Origin of the sequence: Niabella hirudinis (assembly GCF_051201075.1) — a bacterium.
In the GTDB taxonomy this organism is placed as follows: Bacteria; Bacteroidota; Bacteroidia; order Chitinophagales; family Chitinophagaceae; genus Niabella; species Niabella hirudinis.
In genome coordinates, this window is sequence record NZ_JBPEHJ010000001.1 from 84,555 (window position 1) to 110,787 (window position 26,233).

16 protein-coding genes are annotated in these 26,233 nt (G+C 47.9%); all 16 read right to left on the minus strand.

What is annotated here, in order from left to right:
* Positions 1 to 49 precede the first annotated feature (49 nt).
* Positions 50 to 1,513 carry a RagB/SusD family nutrient uptake outer membrane protein gene (locus tag GGU45_RS00375; RefSeq protein ID WP_435220963.1) on the minus strand — a complete coding sequence of 488 codons (1,464 nt, stop codon included), beginning with the start codon at positions 1,511 to 1,513 and terminating at the stop codon, positions 50 to 52.
* A gap of 20 nt (positions 1,514 to 1,533) precedes the next feature.
* Positions 1,534 to 4,599 carry a SusC/RagA family TonB-linked outer membrane protein gene (locus tag GGU45_RS00380; RefSeq protein WP_435220965.1) on the minus strand — a complete coding sequence of 1,022 codons (3,066 nt, stop codon included), beginning with the start codon at positions 4,597 to 4,599 and terminating at the stop codon, positions 1,534 to 1,536.
* 73 nt (positions 4,600 to 4,672) lie between these two features.
* A complete protein-coding gene (locus tag GGU45_RS00385) occupies positions 4,673 to 5,701 on the minus strand; it encodes a FecR family protein (RefSeq protein ID WP_435220967.1) in 1,029 nt (342 codons plus the stop codon).
* Between the two features lie 52 nt (positions 5,702 to 5,753).
* Complete coding sequence (locus GGU45_RS00390) at positions 5,754 to 6,272, minus strand: RNA polymerase sigma factor (protein WP_435220969.1); 519 nt, start codon at positions 6,270 to 6,272, stop codon at positions 5,754 to 5,756.
* Positions 6,273 to 6,377: 105 nt separating this feature from the next.
* Complete coding sequence (locus GGU45_RS00395) at positions 6,378 to 7,847, minus strand: sulfatase family protein (RefSeq protein ID WP_435220971.1); 1,470 nt, start codon at positions 7,845 to 7,847, stop codon at positions 6,378 to 6,380.
* A gap of 49 nt (positions 7,848 to 7,896) precedes the next feature.
* Positions 7,897 to 9,495: a sulfatase-like hydrolase/transferase gene (locus GGU45_RS00400; RefSeq protein WP_435220973.1), complete on the minus strand. Its 1,599-nt coding sequence runs from the start codon at positions 9,493 to 9,495 to the stop codon at positions 7,897 to 7,899.
* Between the two features lie 43 nt (positions 9,496 to 9,538).
* Positions 9,539 to 11,350 carry a RagB/SusD family nutrient uptake outer membrane protein gene (locus GGU45_RS00405; protein ID WP_435220975.1) on the minus strand — a complete coding sequence of 604 codons (1,812 nt, stop codon included), beginning with the start codon at positions 11,348 to 11,350 and terminating at the stop codon, positions 9,539 to 9,541.
* A 52-nt stretch (positions 11,351 to 11,402) separates the two neighbouring features.
* A complete protein-coding gene (locus GGU45_RS00410; RefSeq protein WP_435220977.1) occupies positions 11,403 to 14,771 on the minus strand; it encodes a TonB-dependent receptor in 3,369 nt (1,122 codons plus the stop codon).
* Between the two features lie 174 nt (positions 14,772 to 14,945).
* Positions 14,946 to 15,971: a FecR family protein gene (locus GGU45_RS00415; protein ID WP_435220979.1), complete on the minus strand. Its 1,026-nt coding sequence runs from the start codon at positions 15,969 to 15,971 to the stop codon at positions 14,946 to 14,948.
* A 54-nt stretch (positions 15,972 to 16,025) separates the two neighbouring features.
* Complete coding sequence (locus tag GGU45_RS00420; RefSeq protein ID WP_435220981.1) at positions 16,026 to 16,604, minus strand: RNA polymerase sigma factor; 579 nt, start codon at positions 16,602 to 16,604, stop codon at positions 16,026 to 16,028.
* 224 nt (positions 16,605 to 16,828) lie between these two features.
* Positions 16,829 to 19,111, minus strand: coding sequence for a glycosyl hydrolase family 95 catalytic domain-containing protein (locus GGU45_RS00425; protein WP_435220983.1), 2,283 nt, complete (start codon positions 19,109 to 19,111; stop codon positions 16,829 to 16,831).
* A gap of 14 nt (positions 19,112 to 19,125) precedes the next feature.
* Positions 19,126 to 20,613, minus strand: a complete 1,488-nt coding sequence (locus tag GGU45_RS00430) for a sulfatase family protein (RefSeq protein WP_435220985.1) — start codon at positions 20,611 to 20,613, stop codon at positions 19,126 to 19,128.
* Between the two features lie 176 nt (positions 20,614 to 20,789).
* Positions 20,790 to 21,920 (minus strand): glycerate kinase, encoded by a 1,131-nt coding sequence (locus GGU45_RS00435; protein WP_435220987.1) that lies wholly within the window; start codon positions 21,918 to 21,920, stop codon positions 20,790 to 20,792.
* Positions 21,921 to 23,255, minus strand: a complete 1,335-nt coding sequence (locus tag GGU45_RS00440) for a GntP family permease (RefSeq protein WP_435220989.1) — start codon at positions 23,253 to 23,255, stop codon at positions 21,921 to 21,923.
* A 175-nt stretch (positions 23,256 to 23,430) separates the two neighbouring features.
* A complete protein-coding gene (locus GGU45_RS00445) occupies positions 23,431 to 24,507 on the minus strand; it encodes an SGNH/GDSL hydrolase family protein (RefSeq protein ID WP_435220991.1) in 1,077 nt (358 codons plus the stop codon).
* A 78-nt stretch (positions 24,508 to 24,585) separates the two neighbouring features.
* The gene (locus GGU45_RS00450; protein WP_435220993.1) at positions 24,586 to 25,992 is read right to left on the minus strand and encodes a glycoside hydrolase family 30 protein; all 1,407 of its coding nucleotides are present in this window, start codon (positions 25,990 to 25,992) and stop codon (positions 24,586 to 24,588) included.
* Positions 25,993 to 26,233: the final 241 nt, after the last annotated feature.

Sequence of the window (26,233 nt, forward strand, 5' to 3'; positions counted from 1 at the left end):
TGCTGTTTAAAATAAAAACAGTAGAACCCTACCGGTTATATACCGTCTTTTAATTATAGCCGGGGTTTTGCTCCAGGCTGGGATTGGCATCTGTTTCTGATTTTGGAATGGGAAACAGGGTTTTATAATCCTTTGCATTGGCGGCGCCCCTGGCCAGGGCTCTTGGAATCAGCTGCCCCTGGCGGATGAGGTCCATCCGTCTTTTGCCCTCTGCTACAAATTCCCAGCCCCTTTCCTGCAATACCAGGCTCCGGAACGCTTCCTTAGAAGGAACATCGGCCATCGTATAATCCGGTACGCCCGCCCGCCGCCGCACCGCGTTGAACAAATCCAGGGCTTCGGAAGTTGGTCCGTTTATTTCGTTAAGGGCTTCTGCGCGGTTTAATAAAACCTCTGCATACCGGATCACGGGAATATCATTTCCGTGGGCTTCCGAAATAGCATTGGGGTCCGGCACATATTTGAAACACCGCACTGCCTTGCCGGCATCCGCCGGGTTCAGCAGGTCGTGTACCACCCCTTTCAGATCCGTATAGCCAAAAAGAAACCACTGCAGCCGCTTATCATTTGCGTTATAGGTTTTTACCCAGCTGTTATATATGCAAAACTGCGCCCCGTAATTGAGCCAGTTACTTTGTACGGGATAGTTAGGCGGAAATGCATGGGGCATGTATACGTTTCCATGCAGGGTGGGCAGCGCCGGACTGGTAAATACCACTTCTTCATTTTGTTCGTTGGCTACAGCAAACATATTTTTTATATCTCCCGTAAATAATTTATATATTTTAAGATCCATAACCTGTTTATTTACGTCCGCTGCCTGCTGCCATTGGCGGGAGTTAAGATAATATTCTCCCAGCAGGCCCCAGGCGGCGCCCCTGGTTGCTTTTCCCCAGAGGGGTTGTGTTACCGGCAGATCACTGGCGGCCGCCTGGAATTCGCCAACCAAAAATTCATTAAATTCTTCGGGAGTAGCCCGCCTGGGCGAGAGGCTTAGTGAATCTGTAGTTGTAACCAGTGGCACGGTTCCAAAAAGCTGCCACAGGAAATAATAATCGGCGGCGCGAATAAACCGCGCTTCCGCCCGATACTGCTTTTTTACGTCCTCCGGCAGGCTTGCTGCTTTATCTACATTATCCAGCAGCGAGTTTGCATTGCGGATGCTGATGTAGTATTGTTGCCACACACCAGAAAGAAATCCTTCCTGCGCATCCCAGTTATAGGTCATGTACAGGGTGGCAGCGTTTTCAAAACTGCCGCCCCATTCCCACATAATATCCCCGGGAAATTCGTTGAAAGTATACATGCGTTCCCGCATGGCCGATGTTACCTCCATATTGTTATAGGCAGCATTTAATATGCTATTGAGCCCTTCCTTTGTTTGTACAAAAGTGGCAGGGTCATACTCGGTAAAAACCTCTTCCTTTAAAAACTTGCTACAGGAAGTAATGGCCAGCAACACTACTGGCAACAGGCAATAAAGCCGGGTATAATATTGTATATTTCGATTCATGGTCATTATATTAACAGGGATTAAAAAGTTATATTGGCTCCAATGCTGAATACCCGCGCAAGGGGATAATTATTATAGCTGCTTTTGGCAATGCTGCTGCCATCGCCGGTTTGATTGGCAGCCGGATCGTACCCTTCAAATTTCGTAAATGTAAGCAGATTGTCGCCGGTTAGTGTTAGAACCACCGACTTAAATACCCGCGAATGCATCATGGGGATATTGTAGCTCAGGTTTATATTCTTCAACCGTAGATACGATGCATCCTGGATGCTATAGGAATTGATCATTTTACCGTTTCCAAAATACACGGCATAGTTTACGCCCGAAGGATAAGCAGCCCCGGCCCTTTCCGGCGTCCAGCGCTCAACATAGAACTTGCTCATGATATTCCGGTTCAGGTTAATGGGATACATGGCTTCCACGATGTTCCCATTAAAGGTTTTGATACCATTTACCCCAAGCCAGTAAATATTGAGCGTAAAATTCTTATACGAGAACGTATTATTAAAACTGAAGGAATATTTTGGATATGGGGTTCCCAATACCACGCGGTCGCTGGCATTGATCACGCCATTATTGTCCTTATCCAGGAATTTGGGCCAGCCCGGTTTAGCATCCGGCTGTGCAGAGCTTTTTATATCTTCCCCCTGCTGAAAGATACCGGTTACCGAGTAACCATAGAGCGCATACATAGGGTAACCTTCCTTTACCAATGAAAAACCGGGAATGTTAGCAATGATTCCTCCCGATATAATTTCCCCGATATAAGGGGGCAGTTCAGTAACCTTGTTATTCAGCGTGGCAAACGTAACATCGGTTGTCCAGCGGAAGGGTCCTGCTATATTTACGGAGTTCAGCGTTACATCGAGCCCCTTGTTGCGTACATTTCCAAAATTTGTGAGGATGGTCGAAAAACCGGTTGTGCGGGCTACGGGCTTATTAAACAGCTGATCGAAGGTATTTTTAATATAGTATTCCACGGAACCTGATATACGGTTTTTCAACAGCGCAAAATCAAGGCCTAAATTATATTCTTCGGTTGTCTCCCATTTCAGATCGGGGTTTGGAAGCCTTGCGGGCTGTGCACCATTTACGATTTGCCCGCCCAGTACGGTATTTCCCCCCGCAATATAGGTAGGTATGGTGGCAAAATTTCCGATCCCCTCATTTCCCATTTGCCCGTAGCTTAACCGCAGCTTCAGATCGTTCAGCACAGAAACGGGATCCATAAACGATTCCTGGATGATCCGCCATCCCAGTGCAACAGAGGGGAATAAGGCATATTTATTTTTATCCGAAAAGCGTGAGGTTCCATCCCTGCGCAGCGTTGCCGTAAAAAGATATTTGTCTTTGAGCGTATAATTCAGGCGGCCAAATAAGGATTGCAGGGCCCGGGATGTTTTGGACGAGGCCACGCGTGCCGATGTGGCATTTCCACTTTGCAAAAGATCGGTATTGGTAATATCCGAAAGAAACCCGGTGGCATAGGAATACTGCGTGGTGGTAAGGAATTTTTCCCAGGTAGCGCCTCCTAATGCGGAAAAATGATGCACCCCAAACCTTCGGTCGTAGTTCAGCGTCCATTCACTGAGCCAATAAGTTTGCGTACTGCTGCTGATCTCACCAATGCCTCCGGAAGCCAATCCTTTTTGGGTGATCCGGCCGGTGTAATTATCATTCCGCGTATTAAAAAGGTCGCCCCCGAGCCTTACACGGGCTTTTAGCCCATTGAGTACTTCATACTCTGCATAGCTGTTCCCGTAGGTCCGGTTGTTCCGCTCCCGGTAGTCGTACCCGTAGGCAAGGGCAACGGGATTGTCCAATGCAATGGTTGGATTTACATCGTAGCGGCCATCTACATTCTTATCCGGACTGATGGAAGGATCAAACTGGATGGCAGCGTTAAGCGGGTCAGCGTTCTCACCCCCGGAATTACTTTCGTTGGCTATTTTATCTTTTACATTCACACTTCCGTTGATGCTGATGCCGAACTTGAATTTATCATTGGGAGTAACCTCCAGGTTGGCCAGCGCATTGTATTGTTTTATACCCGAACTGATCAGGATCCCATCCTGGTTAAGGTATCTTAGGGAAGTATAATACTTTACCTGGTTTGATCCTCCGCTTACGGAAACCTGGTGATTGGACGCCCATGCGTTTCTAAACAACTGATCCTGCCAGTTGGTGCCGGCCCCGGCCTGAGCGATCTGTTCGTTTGTAAAAGGAAGTTGCTGGCCCAGGTCTTTATTAATATCATTAAGGTATTGCATATACTGGGTTGCATTTAGTACACGGAGCTTAGCCGCCGGGGTTTGATAGGCCCAGTAGGTGTTGTAGGCGATCCGTAGCGGGCCACCCTCTCCTTTCTTTGTGGTGATGAGCACCACGCCGTTTGCCGCCCTTGTGCCATATATGGCCGCAGCAGATGCATCTTTTAACACTTCCACGCTTTTGATATCAGCCGGGTTAAGATTGGAGGTGCTTTCTACCGGAACGCCGTCAATGACCATAAGCGCTGTATTGCTGCTGTTAATAGATCCCACACCCCGGATGCGAATGTTCAGGTTTCCCCCGGGCTCGGCATTGGCCTGGCTTACCTCCACACCTGCCGCCTTACCGGATATCAGCTGTAGCGCATCGGTAGCAACTCCCTTGATAAAATCTTTTGAGCCGATGGAAGTTACCGATCCCGTAAGATCACTCTTTCGCTGCGTACCATAACCCACTACCACCACTTCATTCATAGTGTTTTTTAGCAGTTTCAGCCGGATGAGCAACGAGCTGTTTTCCCCGGCTGACAGGGAGTAATTCATTACCGAATCCGGTATATAGCCGATATGTTCAAAAAAAAGATGGTACTTATGCCCTACCTGGAACTCTCCGATAGAAAATATGCCATCTGCGCCGGACGCCAATGATCGTTTTTGTCCGGATACAGCATCCTGTACCGTTATAGTGGTGGAAGCGAGGCCCTCTCCCATTTCAGACAATACCTTTCCCGAAACGGTAGCCGTGGTTTGGCCGGCAACAGCTATTGTAATACAACAGCATGCCAGCAGCAAAAAATGTTTAAACTTTTTGTGCATAGTTGGTTTTTTTAATATAAACAAGCGGTCAGGGAGTCATTAGTTCTCCCGTACAAGACCCATCCAGGGGCCACTACCTTCTTAAAAAGATTGTATCATTACTTTTTTCATACGACAATTGGTTTATTTCGCAGATGGCCTGAATAAGCACCCGCAGCGAATCGTTATAAAATATCTTACCTGTAATAGTGGCATTGTATATAGACGAGTCTGCCACCATAATCTTTATATTGTAACGGCTTTCCAGCTTGGCAAAAACATTTTGCAGGCTGGCATCGCTAAGCTGAATTTCGGTATTGGTCCATACAATAGTGGCGGGGCTATCTTTTTGTGGTGCTGATAGTGGCTTTGCTTTACCTGCGGGCCGTTGCGCTACGGTCAATACATGAACCCCTCCTGTATTTTTATCAACAGTACAGGTTTGCCCGGGCATGAGAAACACCGTATCCATTTTAAACCCGGCTTCCATACTGAAGACATATACCCGGCCGTGTGTAAGCGAAATATCAATTTTATTATCCGGAAAACGTTGTACCCAAAACTCGGTTCCGGTAGCCGTAGTATTGATACCGTTGGCTATCACCCTGAAAGGGTGGGCTCCATCCTTTTTTACCCTGAAATACACGGCTCCATTCATCACATTCAATACTCTGTTTACCGCAAAATCGGATTGATAATATATGGCGGCACCCGGCTGCAGAACAATTCCCGAACTGTCGGGTAATGTATAATTTAAAATGGCGGCGGTATAATTTTTTACTGTTTTGCCGGTGATCGCAGCTGCCCCCGGTACTGTTTTTTTCCCGTTGATAAGAAAAACAGCGCCCAGCCCTAAAATCCCTATAATGCAGGCCGCAGCCATCCACCTGGCCACCAGGCTCATTTTCATCGTTTTTATACCTGGTATACGACCTAATACTTTACGCTTTATGACATAGGGCGTCTCTATTAATTCTTCCGGCAATAAATCTTCTGTAAGCTGCACACGGTCAAGCGCTGTTTCATTGCTTTCCAGGTACTCAAATACTGCTTCTGCATCAGTATAATTGCTGTTATTGGCTAAAAAATCGTTTATTTTTTCTGGATCGGGATGACTCTCCATATCAACCTGTACGTTTGAAAAAGAAAAATTCCCTACCCCTGCTAAAAATATTTTATCCTGCTGTAATCAGGGAAAGCACCGCATAAAATGCGAGCATTTTTCTTAACTGCTTCAATGCTTTTTGTATATGTGCATCTACCGTTTTTACCGATATACCAAGATCACCGGCAATTTCTTTATATGAAAACCCCTCCACATAGGCCAGTGTAAATACTTTTTTGCGTATGGGAGGCAGCTTGTCTAACGCTATCTGCAATGTATGGGTAAGCTCAAAGCTATTAGAAGTCTGGCCGGCATTACTGTGTTTACTTAATTCCGCGGCAATGCGCCGCTGGTGAGCCTCTTTGCGTAACCAGTCGATATACACCAGTTTTGCCTTTCGGTTGAGCTGTAATTCTGTGGGCAGGTCAGCTGTAAATGAAGCACGGTATTCCCAAAATTTTATAAAACTGAGTTGTGTAAGTTCCTGCGCAATTGCCTCTGACCTCGTCTTTTTAAAAAAGCCGGAGTATAACCTGTCGTAATTCTGATAAAAAACAGATTCAAAAAAAGAGGCATCAAACCCATTCATTCATGCTAAAATAGCATTTTTCTGATTCGTGAGAACAGCAATCAGGACAATGCCATAACATTTTAATCTGCATCCAAAAACCAATCAAATGCCAACGGCTTTGGCCTACCGTCGGTTTTCAGAAGCAGCATCGAGCGCCTCACGCAGTTCTTTTACTTTTTGCGGGTACTGTTTGGAAACCTCTTTTTTCTCCGGAAGATCCCGGGATAGGTTAAAGAGTTGCTCCGGGCGCTTTTTTGAAGCGGGTATGTATTTCCATCCTTCTTTTACAATTGCAAGATCGTTATACCCCTCCTCCACCAGCACCGTACGGCCGCGGGGGTCCGTGCCCATCAGGGCCTTTATGTGATTCTCAGCATCGGGGGCTTCTCCTTTCTTAACAGGCACTTTCAGATAAGAGGCAAAAGACGTCAGCAAATCCATCTGGCTTACCAGGGCATCCGAAGTGCCCGGCTTTACTTTACCCGGCCAGTAAACAATAAAAGGCACGCGGGTGCCGCCTTCGTAAATGCTGGTTTTCCAGCCCCTCAAAGGGCCTGCCGGGCGATGGCTCCCTACCTTTTGCTCCGCCTCATCGGCATAACCATCATCGAGCACCGGGCCATTGTCGCTGCTAAAAATGATCACCGTATTCTTTTCTATTCCCGATTGCCTCAGCTGTTTTGTAATTTCACCCACTACCCAATCCATTTCCAGTATGGCATCTCCGCGATACCCCATGGTGCTCCTGCCCTTAAACATGGTTGCGGGCATGCGGGGAACATGGATATCATTAATGGCATAATACAGGAAGAACGGCCCGTTCTTATGATCATCGATAAACTGCTGCGCTTTTGTAAGAAAAGTGGGGGCTAACTCCTCATCAGTCCAGCGGGCCTGTTTGCCGCCCTTCATAAACCCAATGCGCCCAATACCATTTACGATCGTGGCATTATGGCCGGCAGAAGCCTGAAGCTTCAGTAACTCCGGGTGCTCTTTGCCGGTGGGCTCATCCCCAATCTTAGTCCGGTAATTCACCTCAATGGTATCATCCCCGGGCAGGCCCACCACTTTGCCATTCTCCATAAAAACCGTAGGCACCCTATCTGCCGTGGCAGGAAAAATAAAGGAGTAATCAAACCCTGTTTCGTTAGGACCGGGCCTTACAACTTCATTCCAGTTTTTTTGCGTGGTTTCACCAAGCCCCAAATGCCATTTTCCTACAATACCTGTTTTATACCCGGCCCGCTTAAATACGCCCGGCAGGGTTATTTTATCAACCGGAACGATTAATGGGGCATCGCCGGGCAAAATATTATGTCCCCTATCCCGCCAGGGATACTCCCCCGTCATAAGCGCATAACGGGAGGGCGTACAAGTAGCCGAAGTACTGTGCGCATTGGTAAACCGCATTCCCTTTTGTGCCAGGGCATCTACATGAGGCGTTTGAATCTGCCGGGCACCATAACAACCCAGATCACCATAGCCGAGGTCATCTACATAAATAAGGATTACATTGGGCTTTTGCTGGGCCGCTGCATTTAATAAACAGGCCAGCAGTACAACAACAACACCGGGTATCCGCTTTAATCTCATTATTATATAGTATTTAAAAACTTGTTTAACCTTTCCTCCAGGGATGGCCTTACCTGACTACAACGGGGCGGGTATTTTTTTCATCAGAAAACCATCCATTATTCAGGTCTCCGTCGCATTTCTCCGTCAGTATCGCTGTAAGCGCCTTTACCCGTTCGGGATATTTTGCCGCCAGGTCATTTTTTTCTTTATAATCCTGCGGCAAATAATACAGCTGAAATATTTTGCGCGAGGCGATATAACGCAACTTCCATCCCTCATCCGTTACCAGCATCGGGCCCATAAAGGACGCTACGGATATCGACCCATGTTTTTTAGTTGGAGCTGTCTTGTTTTTTTGCAGTTCCGAAAAATAAGAAACCCCGTCCTTTTTATCTTTAAGCGGCACGTTCAGCATTTCGGCCATCGTAACCAAAAAGTCATAGTTGGTAACCAGCTTTTTACTAACCGCACCTTGCTTAAAATGCCCGGGCCAGCTTACAAACAGGGGCACTTTTACACCTCCGTTCCAGTTGCTTCTTTTTAAACCGGCCATGCCGTGGTTGCCATCAAATATATCGCCGCCCAGCTCACTGTAATATTTGTCGGTAATATTATTGTACAGCTTCCCCGTTTGCATATTCCGGTAGGGCTTTTCCACCCTTCCCTTGTAGGCGGTGTATAGCTCATGACCGTTATCCGATGCAAAAACGATGATCGTATTTTCTGCAATTCCCAGCCGCACCAGTTCTTCTTTAATAACCCCAAGGTCATCATCCAGTCTTTTTACCATGGAGGCATAGGCTTTTTCGATGGTTGTCAGTTCCGGATTAAGTGCCAGCTCGGGGTGTATTGCAGGTATCGATACCGGCCCATGGGGCAGTTGTGAGGGATGGTAGAGGAAGAAGGGACGGTCTTTGTTCTTACGGATAAATTCCAGTATTTTTTGCAGGAAAAGATCCTGCGAGTATACCAGCTTCCCGTTTTTATCCCAGCGATCATGTTCCTGGAGCGAGTCGGACCCCCACTCCCCCGGCTTCCCTGCATCCGGATGGGTGTTGCCCGGTATCTCAATACGCTTGCCATTCTCATGCTGAAACACAGGATAAAATCCATGGCATTGCTGGTGGTCGTAATAGCCATAGTGATAATCCCATCCATGATGGTTCAATTGTTTTTCGGTGGTGGCAAATCCATAATCCAGCTTACCTACCTGGCCCGTTACGTAGCCCGCCTGCTTAAACACCTGCGGCAGGTATTGCACATCCGGCTCCACGCCGATGGCTTCATTAACGGCATCCTGAACCTGCTTATCTGTATACTTACCCGTTGCTGTTTGGGTATAAATGCCCGCCCTGGTTAACACATACTTTCCCTTACGGCAGTCGCTATAGCCCGTTAAAAAAGTGGCCCTCGAAGGAGCGCAGTATGCGCTTGAATAGCTGTTTTCAAAAACAGTGCCCTGCTTTGCAAGCCCGTCTATATTGGGTGTGGTAAAAAATTGTTGCCCATAATAAGAAAGCATGCCGGCGCCCATATCATCTGCCAGAATGTAAATTACATTGGGCTTTCCGGCGGGCCTGCTTCCTGTTTTTTGGGCAAAAAGGGAAGATACCATCAAAAGAAAAACAAGCAGGACAACAACACGGATTCTTTCACTAAAATTCATGATCTTTTTATTAAATAAAATAGCTGTTACTGTTTCGAAAGGCCTACCATCCCGGGTTTTGCCCCAGCTGCTTGTTTAAAGTTACTTCATTCGTCGGTATCGGGTACAGGTAATAATAGTCCTTCCATCCCTTTCCCTGTGACAGGGGATCGTCAATCCGGTAACATCTTCCGGCATCGGCTCCTGAAGCCACCCATTTCAATGCAGCAGGCATACCGGCTTTGGGCATACGAACGCCGAGCGGCTGTGTGTTAATAAAATATTCGGCGCGTTTCCATCTCCTGATATCATCAAAGCCAAAACCGTCCCCCATCAGTTCCACCATCCGTTCTCTTCTTATTTCCCAAAGAACGGGCGGCACTTCCGGGTCCCTGTTGGGATCAAAACCTGCCGTAATATCGCCTACCACCATATTGGCTACATGGGCTCTCGGCCGCAGTTTGTTAATGGTTTGATCGGCAACTATCTGATTAAACAATCCTAATTCATACATGGCCTCTGCATAGTTTAACAGCACTTCCTCAATGTAAAAAATGGGGGCATCGGTAGTGGAAAAGGTGGCTCCGCTCAGTACATTGGTTCCGGTGTTATAAAACATATACAAATAATAACCGCAGTTATTGGACATGGGCGCCAGGGAACCTGTAGCCCCGGCAATATGCGGGACGCGGTCAATGGTAAACGGCTGCCAGGTTTGTACCGGAAACTGCCGCAACCCCGTGGGATCAATCCCATTCATGAGGTCGATATACTCCCGGTCAACGGCATTGCCGGTATGCGTCCAAAATACGTTTCCGCCCGGCACCCGGTTTACCTTATAAGGAGGTATGATCCGGTATAGCAGGCGGTAATCGCGGTTGCGGAATTCATCGTTCATCGTAGCGGCGCCTTTATACATGGAGCTGGTACCAATCGGTTTTCCATCCGCACAGAGGTAGCGCTCCAGCGTACGGGCATGCATTTCCGTATAGTTGTTTCCTCCGCGTTCGGCCCGGCTAAACGACTGCATGATGACGTTGGTGGAATACTCTTTAAAAAGAATCATGCCGGGGTAAGTGCGCAGATCTTCGGTAGACCAGCGGTGTTGAAAATTGGGCGCCACTACCGGGTAGGCGGTCATCAACAGTGAAGAAGCACGTTTGCATTCATTGAGATAATTTTCGGCGCCCTGCAGGTTGTGATATTTACGCCAGGTACCTTCGCGCAAACCAAAACGGGAAATAAGCGTCAACACGCAATTCCTGTTAATGGTATTGTCGCCATCTCCGGAGGGTTTAATATTTTCTTCAGCAAATTTCAGATCCCGGAGGATGTTTGCAGCCACTTCATCCCTTGGCGTACGAGGCCCGTAAATAATATCGGTCTGGTTTTCTTCCACCACCGTTTCAAGCCAGGGCACATCGCCGTATTTTGAAAGCAGGTCCATATAGCGATAGGATCGAAAAAACAGGCCTACTGCGCGCCAGTGTTTCTTTTCAGCGTCCGTCATGGAGGCCCCATCTATATTGCGCAGCATAATGTTTACCTTTCTTATATAGTCAAAGTTCCAGCCGCCGGGTGGCGTTTCTGCCGTAACGGTTTGCCAGGCCCAGCGGTTTCTTCCGTTGGAATTGTATAAATAATTTGCTTCAATATCTCCTTCGGCTATGGTGCCCAAACCTCCCGATATACGCTGCAGATGCAAATTATCGGTAAAGATTTCATATAAGGACCAGGAGTAGGTTTTAAAATTGTCGTATGAAATAAACGCAGTGCCCTCTGTAAAGGCATCTTTTGGCAACTCATCCAGGTATTTATCACTGCAGGATGAGGCTGCCAGTAAAAGCAATAATATATAGAGATTCAATTGTTTCATTACACTGATTTTTTAAAGTACAAATACGCTGTTAGCTACAGCAGCTGAACGCCTACAGGCCAATGTTAATTCCAAACGCGTGGGTCACAAAATGCGGGTACTCCCAGCCCAGAGATTCAGGATCGATGCCCTCGATGAGTTTGGAGAACGTGAAAAGATTTTCGCCGCTATAAAAGACCTTTACATTTTTCAAATGGCCTTTTGTAATAAGATGTGCCGGCAGCGTATAGGAAAGGGTTATGTTCTTTACCCGCATATAGGCGGCGCTTTGCAAAAAACGGGTCTGCACACGTTGGTTGGCGCCGTGTGATTCCTGCGCATTCTGATAAATCCTGCCATACCAGGCATTGGTATTCGTGGGCGTCCAGTAGTTGAGCTCATGAGCATAAAACGTAGAAAACTGGCCGGCATGAGGGAACATGATATCTCCGCCAATCCAGGCATCACGCTTTGCCACTCCCTGTAGCATAAACGACAGGTTAATGCCCTTCCAACCGGCAAAACCATTAACGCCGTAGCTAAAACGGGGACTGTCATTACCGATGATCTTACGATCGCCGGGGTTTGAAAGCGTGTTATCGCCCTGGTCGATCCGGTTCACCGAGTTTGTTCCATCCCGGAGATTTTTATATTTGATATCGCCCTCATGCGAGATCACCCCGTTAATGGAAACTACTCCTTCTTTAAGCGTTCCATTTTCGTTAAAATCATCTGCTGTATAAAACCCGTCTGTCACATAGCCCCAGATCTCCCCTATCTGCTCACCCTCATAGAATGGCGCACTTAACAGTTTGGTTTCATTTTTATATTTTGTAATAACCGTCCTCGAATCGTATACATTAAAACCCAGCCCATAATTAAAATCACCGGCTTTGTCGGTCCAGTTCATGGTCAGCTCCCAGCCATTCGTTTTCAAATCGGCAGCGTTCTGATAAGGTGCTTTCGCCCCGGCCACGGCCGGAAAGTCCATCCCCGGAGCCAGCATACCAAGCGTTAATCTTTTATAAATATCAAAGGAAGCCGTCAGCCGGTTTTGCAAAATGCCGATATCCACTCCCCCGTTGAGCGTGCGCACTTTTTCCCAGGTATAGTTAGCCCTCACCATGCCCGGTGGGCGCAGGGTTTTAGGAGTAATGCCGCCATAAATCCAGGCTGCGTCATAGGGCGCCATTGTAGGTAAAAAGCCATAATTTGACACATTCTGATTGCCCAGCTCGCCCAAAGAAGCCCGTAACTTAAACGTTTGAACGGAGGAGGAAAGGCCTCGTGCAAAATCTTCCTTAGCAATATTCCATCCGGCGGAAACGGAAGGAAAGAAACCGCCGCGGTAGGCAGACGGAAACTTTGAGCTCAGATCGTAACGGCTGTTTAATTCCAAAAAGTACCGCTGCGCATAGTTATAAGTAATCCGGCCAAATACACCGCGAAGTGTATACCGATCAAAATCATCACCCGTTTCGGGCGGTGTTGACCCCGAGGCCCCGCCCAGGAAGGGCAGCTCATTACTAATCATATTAAAAGCTCTGGACCATTGCAGTTCATAATTACTCGCCTCCTGGTTGAAGCCCCCAACGGCAGCAAGGTTATGGGCCCCGATTTTCAGGGAGTAATTGGCATAAGCGTTTATTGAGGTATAGTCGTTCAGCGTTTTTTGCACATAATATTGGGTGCTGGGGTCAGAGGGATTCAGCGCATCCTGTAACCCCTGGTGCAACACAAAATAATTATTGTAGCGCTTATTGTTGGCATCACTGTGCTGGTAGGTGTATTCAAAAGTGACCTTGAGATTTTTAACCGGGGCCAATACCGTACGGGACAGCAGGCGCACATCATTGGTAACCCAGCTTTGTTTGCTGGCATTTTCGATTAGATGCTTCGGGGTATTTACTTCATAATTAACGCCATTAAACGGCAGGGAATCATTGGGGTGATAAGAGGGAACATTCGTCTTCCAGAAGCCACTGTTTTGCCCGGCGGCATTTGGGTAGGTTCTGAAACCGGAAGCATATTTAACATCCAACGCAGAAGACAGCCACTTATTTATTTTTCCATCCACAAAAGTGGCCACATTGGTTTTTTTGAACAGATCCTTGTCGGTTATTAATACCCCATTATCTGCCGACCGGCCCAACGATAACCGGTAGCTGATATTCTGACTGCCTCCCTGTACCGACAGGTTATGCATTTGCTGAAACCCGGGCTCAATCATTTCACCGATCAGGTCAGTTTGCTTCAGAAAATATTTGGTGCCATTTACGTCTGTCCATCCCAATGGGTATTTTGACGGATCGGCTTTATATTCATTGAGCAGGGTTTCCCAGGTATCAATATTTTGACCAGACCAGTAGGCCGTATATCCCATATCCTTTAAACCCTTCACTATTTGTTCGGGCGTTGCAACCCGGGGCCGGTTGTTCACTTTATTAAAGGCAAAATTTCCGGAATAGTCAATGCTGATCGTTTCATTCTTCTTTCCCTTTTTTGTTGTGATCAGCACCACACCAAAGGAGGCCCTGGCCCCATAAATAGCGGCGGAAGCAGCATCCTTTAAAACCGTTACCGTTTCTATATCATTAGGATTGAGCAGGTACAGATTCGCCTGTACCACTCCATCCACCAGTATCAGCGGCGCTCCTCCATTTATAGACTGGTATCCGCGAATATTAAACTGGTTTCCTTCGCCCGGCACTACGGATGAAGAGGTTGTAAACCCTGCGATAGCGCCCTGTAATGCAGCCCCAAGGCTGGTCACCGGCCGATCGCCCAAAACCTTCTCCATCTGGATCTGCGCCACGGCACCCGTTACATTTTCTCTTTTCTGAGTACCATAGCCCACTACCACAATCTCATCCATACGACCTTCAAGGGCCGTTAATGTAATTTCGATAGAAGGCTGATCTGAGATGGTGATCTCCCTGGCTTCATAGCCGATCCTTGAAAACACCAGTACATCTCCTTTTTTGACATTTAATGAAAAACCGCCATTGGCCGTGGTGGAGGTTCCGATCTTTGAATCTTTAACCGAAACAGAAACACCCTCCAGCGGCTCGCCACTCGCATTTCTTACAACCCCTGTTACCGGAGGCAGCGGCTTTTTATCCGGATCTTCAAGAACAATGATTGTATTGCCCCGCTGGCTGTAGCTGAGCTGCGTTCCAGCCAAAACATTATTTAACACATCAGAAAGCGATTGCCGGCCCGATGGCACTTCCACCTGCTTATAGGGAGCTACCTGGTATTCCGGATAAGCAAACCGAAACTCAGTTTGCTGTTCAATTTGTGTAAAAACATCTTTTAAGGTTCCCTGCTGCAATGTTAGGGAAACCGTAGTTTTCCTGATGTTCTGCCCGAAGATATTCCGGGCCACAAGCACATTTAATGTAAGAAACAACATCGAAAGTGTAACGAAACTCAATCGCATCAAATAGACAATTTTCTGATAGCGCACGCTATTTTGCGCTTCCTTTAATAAAAATAAGCACTGAAAGGCATCTTTTTTCATACCTTTAATTGGATTAAAATGTGAACAATAAAGTTTTAATTCCCGGCTGTATTAATTCGCGGTTAATGCAGCCTTTTTAGTTTTAGTATCGTTTCATTCCTGATTGCAGCCATCGCCGCCTATATAAATTGTATTTAAACCTTTTTTTTGCCAGCTTGCGTTTGTGATCATACACAAAATATCCAGGCAATCCTTCAACGATTTCCCCGTTACATCGGCGGTAAAACGGCAGTGTGCCAGCTTTTCATTGGCCATCTCAACATCTACGCCGTACTTGTCAAATATCATCTTTCGCGCTGTATCCCAGTTTGCATTTCTAAATACCAGATCTTGTTTGGTCCATTCGCCAACAGCATCCGCATCTACATTTTTTTGAACAGGCTTTACCTGTTCTACCGGCGATTCTTCCATGGCCAGGTAATTGCCCTTCACCAACGTTCCCAGCTTCCGGTGGTTTGCAGCCACTTCCACCTCTACTTTACCCCGGACAACGGCTACCTCAAATTTTTTAGCAGTTGTATTTACATTAAATGCAGTCCCCAGCACCCGGATACTGTAACTACCGGAACGAACGATAAAAGGCCTGCCGGTATCATGGGCTACATCAAAATAAGCTTCTCCTGTTAAATGCACAGACCGGGTGGCGCCTGTTAAAAAAGCCGTATCATAAATGAGCGTGCTGTTCTTCTTTAATATCACTTCCGTTCCATCAGGTAATGTTACAACCCTGGTATCCGTTTGAACCGGCGCTATCGTATTTTGCACCTGAACAGACGGTAACCCGCGGCTATTCATTACCGCATTTCTATAAACCAGGTAACCGGAAGCAAGAACAAGCACTACCGCTGCGGCCGTCATATATTTTTTGAATGCCGGAATTTTGGGGGACGGCTTCCGGATTTTAGTATGCAACCGCTGGTAAATCCGTTGCCATTGATCATCGGGCAGCATATTCTCCTTTTGCTCCACACGCCAGGCTGCGGCAAGCCCTATCGACAGGCGTTCATCGTCTGTTAATTCTGCAAGCAGCGACCAAAGCTCATCCAGTTCCGGTTGTGTGCAGGCACCATCAATATATTTTTTGAAGAGTAACTCCAGCCGATGGGGATTCGATGACATTTTTTCCTCTTTATGAGAATAAAGACGACTCGTTTGCCGGAATAGGACTATTGGTCAAAAAAAGATTTTTATGCCCAAAACAAACCAGCAGGCATCCAGCCATAGTTTTTTCCGCAGCGGCTCCAGGATTTTAATCGTTTGTGAGATCGTGTTTTTTACCGTGTGCTGTGAAATGTTCAATTGATCGGAGATCTCTTTATGGGACAGGCCGTCAACCCGGCTCATCATAAGAATATTCTTTCGTTGCGGGGAAAGACCGCTCAGCAGTTTCTCAATTATTTCTCTTTGCTCCAACGATGCAGATAAACCGGAGTTCATCCCCCGTTCCTCCAACAGCTCCCTTTCAAGGATTTCCTGAATCTTTTTATCTCTTGCCATCTTCTTCAGGTAGTCGAGCCCTTTTCGTTTTGAAATGATGAATAAAAAATCATCCATATCATTTATATCCCGCAATTCAGCTCTTTTTTGCCAAATTTTCAGAAATACGTCTATCGTAATTTCTTCTGCTACTTCATGACTTTTTATAACCAGGAATGCAAACCGGTATACTCTTTCCCGGTATATCGAAAAAAAATCCCGAAACGCAGCCTCATCGCCGTTTGCTACACGTTCATATAACTGTTGGTTGTGCAAGCTATTTTAATAATACGTTTTTATACATTCCGGACAAAATTAGGAAACCTGTGCTCAAAAATGCGCGCATATTGCCGCCCCGGATAGCGATACAATACCGGGGCCACTGCTGAGCAACACAATTTCATTGTGCGTCCTCTCAATCTCAGGCCGGCTTGCTGCTTCCAAACGGTCATCATTTCAACAGTAAAAGCACCGGCTTTATGATGCAGCCCTTGCTTATTTTACTGGTTAATGACAATTACCTGTCCTTTTTTTAAAGTGGCCGAAAAGACCCCGTTGGGTTTTGCCGTAAACGCCTGGCGGGAGATGCCCTTGCAACGCCAGTTTTCAAAAGGCAGCCGGATGTTTAAAACACCTCCTTTTTCTGCCCGTATTGTAATGGCAGACAGGCTTCCCGCTTCTTTTTTTGCAGAAACAATAAATGCGCCTTCCGTCCTTAAATTACTGAACGCAACATTCTTCCAGCTGGCGGGCACTGCAGGAAACACTTCTATATAGCCGTTCCGGCTTTGGAGCAATAATTCGTGTACTCCCTGCGCAAATGCAAAATTACCCTCCAGTGTAAAAGGCCGGTAGGTAAACCCGGAGTATTGCCCCCCTTTTTGATCCCCATTCAGATGAAAGCTATTGGGCGAACAAAAGTTCGATGCAAATATCTGCAATTGTTGCACCGCCTTGTCTGCCTCATAGGCCCTTGCATATAAGGAAGCCATCCAGCTAAAGGAATAACCACACCATCCCCTGGTGCCGATTTTCTCAATACGCTGCAACGAGTTTTTAATATTGACCTGGTCAGCAGGATTGTTATAATCCAGCAAGCCCAGGGGGTACACCGCCATGTAGGGCGACATGTGACGATGCGAGCTGTTCAGGTTCTGCCCCGGTGCAACGGTAAAGCCGGTTTCATTCACCTCATAACCGGGCAGCTGATTCAGCAGCTGCCTCCAATGGGAGGCTTCGGTCCCCTTCCCCACTGCAGCCGCTACCTCCGAGGCGGCCGTAAATAAAAATTTGGCCAATGCTAAATCAAAATTGCTCCAGCTGGTAAACCAGGCATCAATCCGGTTATCATTATATTCCGGGCTGGAGCTCAGGGGCAGCATCCGCACCCCGTTTACCAGGCGGGTAATATTTTGAAGATAGGTGGCGCCTTCCGTTATATAGGTGTACGCTTTTGCTTTCAGAAATTGCTCATCCATTGAATATTTCCAATGCCAATAAAAATGCTGTGCACACCAGGCCACCACCGTTGGCGACAATGAGTATTGGATCCACCCACCCATCGGATCTCCCTTAATGGTGGCTACGCCTGGCGTATTGAGTCCCTCAACTCCAAAGTACTGTTTGGTATATGTCTTATTCCGGCTGCGCTGATTCCAGAGCCAGTTGATAAAACTTTCGCCTTCTGCCAGGTGGTTGCCGGTATACACCGGCCAATAACTGAGCTGTGTATTGAGGTCATTATGAAAATCGCCCTTCCAGGGTGGCAGGCTGCCGTTATCGGCCGTCCACACGGCCTGTAATGTAATGGCCGGCGCATCGGGGCGGGATGCCGCACCCAGTTTATACATTTCGAGATAGTACTGTTTTTCTATCAACGCATCCGGTATCCGGATGGATGATTTTGCCCAAAACTGTTTCCACCAATTTACATGAGCAGCCCAGGTTCCGGTGTTATCCGGTTGGGCGGCCTGCGGGGCGGGCTGATCATTACCGATTGCCCAGCTGCCTGCGATCTTATTTCCCGGCAATACGTTCCACTGAATGCGCACGTCATAGTAATGCCCTCCGTAAGTGGGTTGCCGGTACGAAATGAGTGTTCCGGTTCTGGTGACGGTCCCTTTCTTATATCCTAATTTCTGAAGCCCCTGGGCATCAGGGCCCCGGTCCTTATCCACAATGTTATTTCCATTGGCATAATTATGTACCACAAGCTGCGGGGTTAATTGCCGGGATAAGCTTTCTATTTTTTTCGCAGGCAGGTTTTCAAACGAAAAATAGCCTGCATTTTTGGTAGCATGTATATAACATTTAAAAATAACGCCGCTGCTAAAGGTAACCGTATTCAGCGCTGTACGGATGTCCAGCACATTGGAAACAACCTTGCCCAGGGCATCAATATCAAACTCCGTAGCGGCCGCCGGAAGCTTAGTTGGATAAGGGCTTTGATTATAGGGCGCATCTCCCAACCGGTGGGCTGAATCATATTTTTTTGTTTGCACCCAGCGCTGCACATCGGCAAAATTAAATTTTGAAAGGTCCAGCGCTTTGCGTTCGTCCCAAAGATCGGCCCTGTCAAGCGAAAGCCGGAGCCGGCCCTGTTTCTGCCATACCAGGGCTCCCAGCATCCCGTTTCCCAGGGGCATGGCTTCGTCCCATTTTTGGGCTAAAAATGAAAACTGCAAATTATGTTCGGGTGCGGGCTGTGCCTGAACGGCAAGGGATAAATACCCGGATCCCGACAGCAATAACAGGAATAAAATACTACAAATCCGTTTTGTCATTATTATAAATTAAATCATTGATATTTTAAATAATTCACCCGTACATCATTGGCCTGAGGTTTGCCCGGTGTGCTTCTTCCGTTATCGATAATAGTTTGCATGGCACGTGTAAGCTCGTTTACCACTTTGTTGCTGGCGCCCGCTATGTTTTTCTTTTCAGCAATATCATCACTTAAATCGTATAACTGCACTGCGGGCAGGTTTTCTTTTTTGGCCTCTTTTTCTTTAGGCAGGCTCCATCCGCCGGAGCCATAGGCAAATTCTAATTTCCATTTATCCTTCCGTATAGAAAAATTACCATCTATCGAATGATGAATGGTGTATATTCTGCCGTACCCGTCTTTTTTCGTTAATAAAGGCAAGAGGCTGTAACTATCTTCGCCCTCATTATCCTTCAGGGCCGTGCCGGCAATGGCGGCTGCAGTAGCCATAAAATCAGTAAGGCAGATCGTTGTACCGCACTGCCCCCCGGGCATTATTTTTCCCGGCCACTTTACCAGGAAGGGAACCCTGTGCCCGCCTTCAAAAATATCGGCCTTTTCGCCACGGAAGCTATAGCTGGGGTGATGCCCTGCCGCCGCCAACTCTTCAAAATTTGCCTGGGGCGAGCACCCGTTGTCGCTGGTGAAAATAACCAGGGTATTATTTTCAATACCGGCATCTTTTACCGCCTGCATTACCCGGCCTACCATATCGTCTGTCATCAGCACAAAATCCCCGTATTCGTTGGTATGCGATTTTCCCCGGTATGCCGGAGATGGAAGGATGGGCGTATGCGGCGCGGGAAGAGCAAGGTATAAAAAGAAGGGGGCATTGCGGCCTGCATGGTCTTTTATGTAATCCGTGGCCTTCTGCGTTAACCGGGGCAGTACTTCCGCATGTTTAAAATCGTTTCCGGCAAGGCCTGCCCGCCAAAACCCTTTACCAGTTTGGCCTTTGATACTGTCGAGACTTGTAGCGGTAATATGATCATTTTCCACATAAACATAAGGGGCCATATCCAGCGAAGCCGGTATGCCATAAAAGTAATCAAACCCAACGGTAACAGGTCCTTTGGTGATGAGCCGGGTATAATCCGGATTTCCTTTTTGATCCTTCTGCCAGCCAAGGCCCAGGTGCCATTTGCCAATGCAGGCCGTTTGATAGCCCGCGCGTTTCAACATCCCTGCCACGGTGCTCCGGCCGGTTGCAATTAATGGTTTGCTATCCCCGCCCAAAACACCTTTTTGTAAATGCGTGCGCCAATTGTAGCGGCCTGTTAATATACCATATCGCGTGGGGGTGCACACTGCGGAACTGCTGTGAGCATCTGTAAAGAGCATGCCTTCTTTGGCAAGCTGATCCATATTTACCGTGTGCAGCTTTGAATTTTTATTGCAGGCGCTTACATCGCCATAACCCAGGTCATCGGCAAGAATATAGATGATGTTGGGGCGGCCGGTTTGTGCCCCGGCAATACCAGCAAAAAGCAGGAGCGCAACGCAAGAGACAATTTTCAGCATATTTGTTATTCGTTTTAGCGGGGTATTCATAAGAATACCGGCAACGTTACTATTTGCAAACACCTGCTAAATGTACGCTACATTTATACACAAATAAATAATATTATGCAGATGGCCCTGCTACGATCGGACAGTAACCTATAAAATAACAGGAATGCTGCAAAAAAAGCAGGTCTTTATTTGTTTTGCAGTGCGGTTCCGATCTTTAGCCCGGCTTTTACAAGATTGGGTTGTGTTTGCCGGATGGCTTCCTCAATGGCCATTGGCTGCTCATTGATGGACAAAAGCCATTGAAAATAAGCCTGCAGTTCCGGATTAGCGGCCTCCGGCACTTTTCCGGCAACGCCGATCACCGGAATGCCTTTTTGCTTTGCCATAGCGGCCACACCAAAGGGGGCTTTGCCATCCAGGGTCTGGTAATCAATGGATCCTTCGCCGGTAATGACCCAATCCGCGCCCTCCAGCTCCTGGCCAAAGTTTATTTTCTTTAAAAAATAATCGATCCCCTTAACGATTGCTACCTCGCAAAACGCCGAAAGACCCGCCGCCACACCACCAGCCGCCCCGCCGGATTGCAGGATATCTATATCCCTTCCGGTATGCTGCAGCACTACCTGCCGCAATTGCTGCAAGCCGGCTTCCAGCAATGCCACCTCCTTTGCTGTTGCGCCCTTTTGGGGTCCAAACACAGCAGCGGCGCCCTTTGCGCCGAGCAAATGATTGTTGACATCGCAAAGGATGGTAATCTTGACCTGGCGCAAACGCTGATCGAACCCCGAGGTATCGATGGTATGCAGTTTTGCCAGGTCCCGCGGCAATTGTTGCAGTGCCATTCCCTGTGCATCATAAAAACGGAGCCCCAGTTCTTTTAAAATACCGGTGCCGCCATCCACGGTGGCGCTGCCCCCAATGCAAAGCAGCAACTCCCGGGCGCCCTTGTTCAGCGCGGCTTTAATCAGCCGTCCGCACCCCGCTGTATGGGCCAGCAGAGGATCATATTCCACGGGCTTCAGCAAACGCAGACCGGAGGCATCGGCCAGCTCAATAACCGCAGTAGCCGTTTCTTTTACCCATCCCAAAGGGGCTTCTATGATCCTGCCCAGCGGATCTTTAACCTTTGTTGTAATGACGGATGCACCCAGGTACTGCGCCAGCAGGCTGCCGGTACCATCGCCTCCATCCCCAACAGGGCAGCAAACCAATGCGCCTGTGTAACCACTGAGCCGGATACCTTCCTGTAGGGCTGCCGCTACGGCCATTGCGGAAAGGCTGTTCTTAAATGCATTGGGCGCTATGACGATTTTCATTTACAGCAGGATTAATGACAGGAAATAAACGGCCAGCATACCTGTTAGCGCCATCCACACAGTGGCCATACTGTATACCTTTAACACCGGCTTCAGCTCCTGCCCCGAAAAATTTGTGATCACCCAAAAATAAGCATCATTAACATGGGATACGGCCATAGATCCGGCGCCCATCGCCAATACCGCCAGTACCCGGCCATTTTCCGTATCCAGCCCCAGGCCGGGTAAAAAAGGCAGTACAATAGAAGCGGCCGTCAATACCGCAACGGTTGACGAGCCCTGCGCTGTTTTAAGGATCACCGCTACAAGAAAGGGGAAGAATATGCCCATAGCTTTTACACCCTGCATGGCTGCCAGGTGGTCCTGGAGCTTCAGGCCATGGATGACCATTCCAAAAGCACCGCCGGCGCCGATGATGACCAGTATACCACCGGCTTTTTCCAATCCATGATGCATCAATCCGTTAATTTCATTTGTTTTCCATTTTTTGGGAATGCATAAAGCCAGCACCAGGCCAATGGCCAGGGCGATGGATGGCTCGCCCATCATCAGGGCCGATTTTAATACCGGGTTGCCGGGCACGGGGCACAGTGCTTTGGCAGCAATCAATACCACCGGAACCAGCACCGGGACAAACGACAATCCGCTACCCGGCAATGGCCCCGCGGCCTCCGCGTCTGACGCCGCCGTACCGGTATCTGCAATCACGGCCCCAAATTGCCGGCCCTTCCATACAGACCAATAGTAGCCGGCCAGCATTGCCGGTATGGCCACCAGCAGCCCCAGCAGGATGACCCGCCCAATTTCTGCATGAATGGTTCCTACAGCCGCCGTAATACCCGGGTGCGGTGGTATAAAGCAATGTACCGCATATAAACCCGTGGCCATAGCAGTGCTCAGGATTGCCGTAGCGATGCCGGTGCGGCGGATCATAGACTGGTTGAGCCCGTTGAGTACCACATACCCCGAATCGCAAAAGATGGGTAGCCCTACTATAAAACCGGTAAAGCTCATAGCAAAGGCAGATCGCTTGTTGCCCACACGTTTGATGATGGCATTGGCCATGGCCGTAGTGGCACCATTGGCCTGCAGCACCATGCCAAGTGCGGTACCAAGGGCGATAATAAAACCGAGGGAACTCATGATCTTCCCAAAACCTTCTTTCATCAGCGCCAGGATGGCCGTTACATCCATTCCTCCCAGTCCACCCGTTACAAAGCAAGCGACCGACAACGAGAAAAAAGGATGCACTTTATAACGGGTGCTTAACAAAATGATCAGGCAGATCCCCGTAAGGAGCGCCACAGTAATCATAAAAACAGGCGAAGCAAACATCCGGCAATTTATTATTTAATTCCGGATAATGGATTATAAGGATCTATTCTGCAATAATTTTTACCCCTTTTGAATAATAGAGCGTCCCGTTCAGATCTACCTGTAAAGAATAAAAAATGTAACCTATATCGTACCAACGGTATAGAAGACCCTATACATATTTTTAAGGCGATCGCTAATACTTTTTCAGAATTTCCATCAGCTTTTTACCCAGGTTTTGCGACCAGTAATAATACCCCAGGTCAGAAGGGTGCACGCCATCGGCAGAGGTATCATGACCCAAGGCTGCCGGCAAAGGGTTTTCTATAAAATAAACATTGGGGTATTTATTCATTAACTTTTTCATTAAAGCCCTTGCTGTGTTTCGTTTTTCCTGCTCCGCCCCGCTGACCTTACGGTCAAAATTCGATTTCTCCCGGTGAATGGTCTCAACAAAAATCAGCGGAATATCCTTATGACTCCTGACGAGTATTTCCAGGAAGGGCTCCAGCCGCTCGCTGATCAGCGGGGCAAGGGGGTTGGAGAAGGCATCCATTACGATGGCATCCGCCCGCGCTCCGGCCAGCATCCGGGCAAAATAAGGTTGTAATTTGGAATTGCCCGAAAAGCCAAGGTTGCATACGTCTATATTAAAATTTCGCTGCAGCTGCAGCGGATAGCTCATAGCCGGGCGACTGGCTGATATGCCCTGGGTGAAGCTGGACCCAAAGAATATGGTTTTCGTTTTAAAAGGATTGTCAATGCCTTTTATAGATGCGCCCGTTTCTATACCTATTTTAAGATCGGCCAGCTCACTGTATATGGGCAAATAAAGTAAACAGTCCTTTTGGCTGCTGTCCATATTGGCAACCAGGGTTATATCTTTATCGCGCCGGGGCGCAACGCCGTTGCCCGCAAATTTCCATTTACCACCCTCCCGTATATAAAGATCAAACCCCGCCCGGGCAATCCCGGTCATATTATCAGATTTTTGTTCCCATTTATAAGACGGACGAACGCTTATACTGGCCGAGTTAGTCCTGAATAACAGTGCCAGTCCGGCTGTGCACCGGGCCTGCTGATTTTCGGAAGGGCTCATTCCCCTAACCACAGCAGTATCTACCCGATGCCAGGGAAATGGCGTAACAAAGGCTTTGCCGATAAGGGTAAGCCCGGATGCGTCAACAAAAGTCAGCGCCGCGTCTGCCTGGCTATTGGCCCTGGTAAAGAAAATGCCCAAAAACGCGCAACAGATCCAGATTGTTTTTTTCATAAAAATTTATTGTTGTTATAATTCGTGTTTGTTCCGTTGCCGCAAGGCGGGCTTTTCAAAAAAAACGGCTTCAGATCCTTACCAAACCATCGTAGCCACCGCATTTGCCGGTATGGTATATGTAGCATTCCTTCCGGAGAAACGAATATGGAAAGCCTGATCATTGTTTTGCTCATTTAAAACAATCAATACTTTATTGCCCCGGGGTGTTACAAATGCTACATTGGACAACCCTGTGGCATTGCTGCTGTAAATCCGTTCAGATCCTGCGGGTACAAATTTTGATGCCTGCGCAATGATATAATAGCCCACGTTCCGGTTTACCGTATTGCCATCAATGGTAAGGGCACCTTTACACTGCGTGCAACCGCCGGGCGTATGCGGGTTATATCCCGGGTCGCTGGCCAGGTTCCATTCCAGCGCTGTGCGGCTCCAGTTTCGCATAGTGCCGATGATCACATTTTTTATATGCCATTTAAGGTCGCCGCTAAAAGAGCCGGTTGATCCGGTCCACTGCTCGGTAAAATAAAGGTTCCTGTCGGGATGGGCATCATGCACCTGGCTCATGGCGTTTACATTTCCCGCATAGAGGTGAAAGGCCGATCCGTCGATATATTGTTTGGCCCCCGGGTCATTCAGGATCGTGATGGGATAATCGGGCCGGTCGAGGTTATGATCGTATACGATGATCTTTGTGGGGATGCCTGCCGCCTTAAATGCAGGACCCAGGTTGTTTTTTATAAAATCCCGCTGTTGCTCCGCCAGCATCAGCAGGCTGGGGTTATTGCCCGGGTGCAGGGGCTCATTCTGGATGGTGAGCGCATCAATCGTAATACCTTCGGCCTTCATCGCCCTGATGTATTTTACGAAATACCGGGCGTATGAAGCACCGTATTCCGGCTTCAGACTGCCCCCCCTGGTGGCGCCGTTGTCTTTCATCCAGGCCGGCGGGCTCCAGGGCGAAGCCAGGATCTTTATTTTAGGGTTAATGGCCAGGATCTTTTTAAGCACGGGTATCAGGTTACCCCTATCGTGGGCAATGCTGAATTTTTCCTGCTGCGGATCGGTTTGCCCTGCTGGCAGATCGTTGTAGCTAAACACCTCCGGATCCAGATCCGACGCGCCCAGGCTTACACGCAGGTAGCTTATACCGATGCTGCCGGCGTTGCTACCAAATAATTCCTTAAGCAGCGCGTCTTTTTTCAAAGCACTCATGCGGTTAATGAGCAGCGCACTACCGCCGGTTAAGGTATACCCAAAACCATCAATATCCTGAAAGGTCCGGGCAGGGTCTACCTCAATAACGGCGCCGGCTTCGGCGTTTTTTGCGAAGCGGATTGTATTGCTTTTTTTCAACAATACCGAAGAGTCCGCCTTCGTGAGCCAAACCGTTAATACCCCGGGGCTGCCGGAATGATCGTGCTGTGCGTAAATTGATAAAACCGCGATAAGCACAATACCTGTAAAAATTCTTCTTCGCTGCATCCTGTTCATTTGAAAATGTGAAAATATGAAAATTTGAAAATTTGCTGATTTGAAAATGAGATCCGGGTATCGCCGGGGTCTTCGGTTTTTTGTTTGACGTTTGACGTTTGATGTTTGACGTTTCAGGTTTCAGGTTCGGTACTAACCGGATATTCATACTAATTTGAAAATGTGAAAATGTGAAAATGTGAAAATGGGGTTTTCGTTTGTTAACGTGGTATTCGTACCTTAGAAGGTTCAT

Excerpts from the sequence above, each read along its gene's own strand:
- GGU45_RS00435 (WP_435220987.1), bottom strand. The coding sequence starts at position 21,920 with ATGAAAATCGTCATAGCGCCCAATGCATTTAAGAACAGCCTTTCCGCA.
- GGU45_RS00410 (WP_435220977.1), bottom strand. The coding sequence starts at position 14,771 with ATGCGATTGAGTTTCGTTACACTTTCGATGTTGTTTCTTACATTAAAT.
- GGU45_RS00395 (WP_435220971.1), bottom strand. The coding sequence starts at position 7,847 with ATGAGATTAAAGCGGATACCCGGTGTTGTTGTTGTACTGCTGGCCTGT.
- GGU45_RS00440 (WP_435220989.1), bottom strand. The coding sequence starts at position 23,255 with ATGTTTGCTTCGCCTGTTTTTATGATTACTGTGGCGCTCCTTACGGGG.
- GGU45_RS00385 (WP_435220967.1), bottom strand. The coding sequence starts at position 5,701 with ATGGAGAGTCATCCCGATCCAGAAAAAATAAACGATTTTTTAGCCAAT.
- GGU45_RS00375 (WP_435220963.1), bottom strand. The coding sequence starts at position 1,513 with ATGAATCGAAATATACAATATTATACCCGGCTTTATTGCCTGTTGCCA.
- GGU45_RS00445 (WP_435220991.1), bottom strand. The coding sequence starts at position 24,507 with ATGAAAAAAACAATCTGGATCTGTTGCGCGTTTTTGGGCATTTTCTTT.
- GGU45_RS00430 (WP_435220985.1), bottom strand. The coding sequence starts at position 20,613 with ATGCTGAAAATTGTCTCTTGCGTTGCGCTCCTGCTTTTTGCTGGTATT.
- GGU45_RS00390 (WP_435220969.1), bottom strand. The coding sequence starts at position 6,272 with ATGAATGGGTTTGATGCCTCTTTTTTTGAATCTGTTTTTTATCAGAAT.
- GGU45_RS00415 (WP_435220979.1), bottom strand. The coding sequence starts at position 15,971 with ATGTCATCGAATCCCCATCGGCTGGAGTTACTCTTCAAAAAATATATT.
- GGU45_RS00405 (WP_435220975.1), bottom strand. The coding sequence starts at position 11,350 with ATGAAACAATTGAATCTCTATATATTATTGCTTTTACTGGCAGCCTCA.
- GGU45_RS00400 (WP_435220973.1), bottom strand. The coding sequence starts at position 9,495 with ATGAATTTTAGTGAAAGAATCCGTGTTGTTGTCCTGCTTGTTTTTCTT.
- GGU45_RS00380 (WP_435220965.1), bottom strand. The coding sequence starts at position 4,599 with ATGCACAAAAAGTTTAAACATTTTTTGCTGCTGGCATGCTGTTGTATT.
- GGU45_RS00425 (WP_435220983.1), bottom strand. The coding sequence starts at position 19,111 with ATGACAAAACGGATTTGTAGTATTTTATTCCTGTTATTGCTGTCGGGA.
- GGU45_RS00450 (WP_435220993.1), bottom strand. The coding sequence starts at position 25,992 with ATGCAGCGAAGAAGAATTTTTACAGGTATTGTGCTTATCGCGGTTTTA.